Here is a 2507-nt window from a genome sequence, read left to right on the forward strand (position 1 = left end):
GGTTGAGATGATAAGGTTTATAAGGAATTTGTTTGTTCTAATTTTTCACTCATTTTGTTCTAATTTCTTTTAACAAATGTTCTTTTTTTTTTAGAACAGTTATGATATAGTTAGAATAGTTTAAAATAAGGAGTGAGAAAAAGATGAAAGAAAGATATGGAACAGTCTATAAAGGCTCTCAGAGGCTCATAGACGAAGAAAGTGGAGAAGTCATAGAGGTAGACAAGTTATACCGTAAACAAACGTCTGGTAACTTCGTAAAGGCATATATAGTGCAATTAATAAGTATGTTAGATATGATTGGCGGAAAAAAACTTAAAATCGTTAACTATATCCTAGATAATGTCCACTTAAGTAACAATACAATGATAGCTACAACAAGAGAAATAGCAAAAGCTACAGGAACAAGTCTACAAACAGTAATAACAACACTTAAAATCTTAGAAGAAGGAAATATTATAAAAAGAAAAACTGGAGTATTAATGTTAAACCCTGAACTACTAATGAGAGGCGACGACCAAAAACAAAAATACCTCTTACTCGAATTTGGGAACTTTGAGCAAGAGGCAAATGAAAAACAAGAAAATGCATTATCTGATTATTATTCTTTCAAGGACTAGTATAACATAAAATCGTCTACAAATAGACAAAAAACCTGCACGCTTAATGTAGATCAAAAGCTTAACGCAAATGAAATAGATTGACCTCCCAATAACACCACGTAGTTATTGGGAGGTCAATCTATGAAATGCGATTAAGCTTTTTCTAATTCGCATAAGCGTGCAGGTTTAAAGTACATAAAAAATATAATGAAAAAAAGCATCATTATACTAACGTTATACCAACATTATACTCTCATTATACTAATTGCTTATTCCAATTTCCTATTGGTTGGAACCAACAGGCGTTAGTGTGTTGTTGAGTTGGTACTTTCATGGGATTAATCCCATGAAACCCCCAACCAACTCGCCAAAGCTTTGGCTAACACACACGCCATTCCAACCAATAGTTTTCTCGGCATAAAGCCATGCTCTGACGCTTAAGTGCACTAATGCCTTTAAAAAACATTAAAGTCTAACACACTAGACTTATTTACTTCGTAATTAAGTCGTTAAACCGTGTGCTCTACGACCAAAACTATAAAACCTTTAAGAACTTTCTTTTTTCTTGTAAAAAAAGAAACTAGATAAATCTCTCATATCTTTTATTCAATAATCGCATCAGATTGCAGTATAAATTTAACGATCACTCATCATGTTCATATTTATCAGAGCTCGTGCTATAATTATACTAATTTTATAAGGAGGAAAAAATATGGGCATTTTTAGTATTTTTGTAATCAGCACAGTTCATTATCAACCAAACAAAAAATAAGTGGTTATAATGAATCGTTAATAAGCAAAATTCATTATAACCAAATTAAAGAGGGTTATAATGAACGAGAAAAATATAAAACACAGTCAAAACTTTATTACTTCAAAACATAATATAGATAAAATAATGACAAATATAAGATTAAATGAACATGATAATATCTTTGAAATCGGCTCAGGAAAAGGCCATTTTACCCTTGAATTAGTACAGAGGTGTAATTTCGTAACTGCCATTGAAATAGACCATAAATTATGCAAAACTACAGAAAATAAACTTGTTGATCACGATAATTTCCAAGTTTTAAACAAGGATATATTGCAGTTTAAATTTCCTAAAAACCAATCCTATAAAATATTTGGTAATATACCTTATAACATAAGTACAGATATAATACGCAAAATTGTTTTTGATAGTATAGCTGATGAGATTTATTTAATCGTGGAATACGGGTTTGCTAAAAGATTATTAAATACAAAACGCTCATTGGCATTACTTTTAATGGCAGAAGTTGATATTTCTATATTAAGTATGGTTCCAAGAGAATATTTTCATCCTAAACCTAAAGTGAATAGCTCACTTATCAGATTAAATAGAAAAAAATCAAGAATATCACACAAAGATAAACAGAAGTATAATTATTTCGTTATGAAATGGGTTAACAAAGAATACAAGAAAATATTTACAAAAAATCAATTTAACAATTCCTTAAAACATGCAGGAATTGACGATTTAAACAATATTAGCTTTGAACAATTCTTATCTCTTTTCAATAGCTATAAATTATTTAATAAGTAAGTTAAGGGATGCATAAACTGCATCCCTTAACTTGTTTTTCGTGTACCTATTTTTTGTGAATCGATTATGTCTTTTGCGCATTCGCTTCTTTTCTATATAAATATGAGCGAAGCGAATAAGCGTCGGAAAAGCAGCAAAAAGTTTCCTTTTTGCTGTTGGAGCATGGGGGTTCAGGGGGTGCAGTATCTGACGTCAATGCCGAGCGAAAGCGAGCCGAAGGGTAGCATTTACGTTAGATAACCCCCTGATATGCTCCGACGCTTTATATAGAAAAGAAGATTCAACTAGGTAAAATCTTAATATAGGTTGAGATGATAAGGTTTATAAGGAATTTGTTT

The 2507-nt window shown here is 30.9% G+C and carries 3 protein-coding genes; all 3 read left to right on the top strand.

The annotated features are described in order from the left end of the window. The first annotated feature begins 143 nt into the window (after positions 1-143). Positions 144-620: a replication/maintenance protein RepL gene (locus HMPREF2897_RS01275; RefSeq protein ID WP_000664727.1), complete on the top strand. Its 477-nt coding sequence runs from the start codon at positions 144-146 to the stop codon at positions 618-620. A 694-nt stretch (positions 621-1314) separates the two neighbouring features. Then, on the top strand, positions 1315-1374 hold the full coding sequence (ermCL, locus tag HMPREF2897_RS12710) for a 23S rRNA methylase leader peptide ErmCL (RefSeq protein ID WP_002497446.1): 60 nt from the start codon (positions 1315-1317) through the stop codon (positions 1372-1374). Between the two features lie 60 nt (positions 1375-1434). Beyond that, positions 1435-2169, top strand: a complete 735-nt coding sequence (erm(C), locus tag HMPREF2897_RS01280) for a 23S rRNA (adenine(2058)-N(6))-methyltransferase Erm(C) (protein ID WP_001003264.1) — start codon at positions 1435-1437, stop codon at positions 2167-2169. The last annotated feature ends 338 nt before the right edge of the window (positions 2170-2507 follow it).

Origin of the sequence: Staphylococcus sp. HMSC065D05 (assembly GCF_001813195.1) — a bacterium.
Taxonomy (GTDB): domain Bacteria; phylum Bacillota; class Bacilli; order Staphylococcales; family Staphylococcaceae; genus Staphylococcus; species Staphylococcus epidermidis.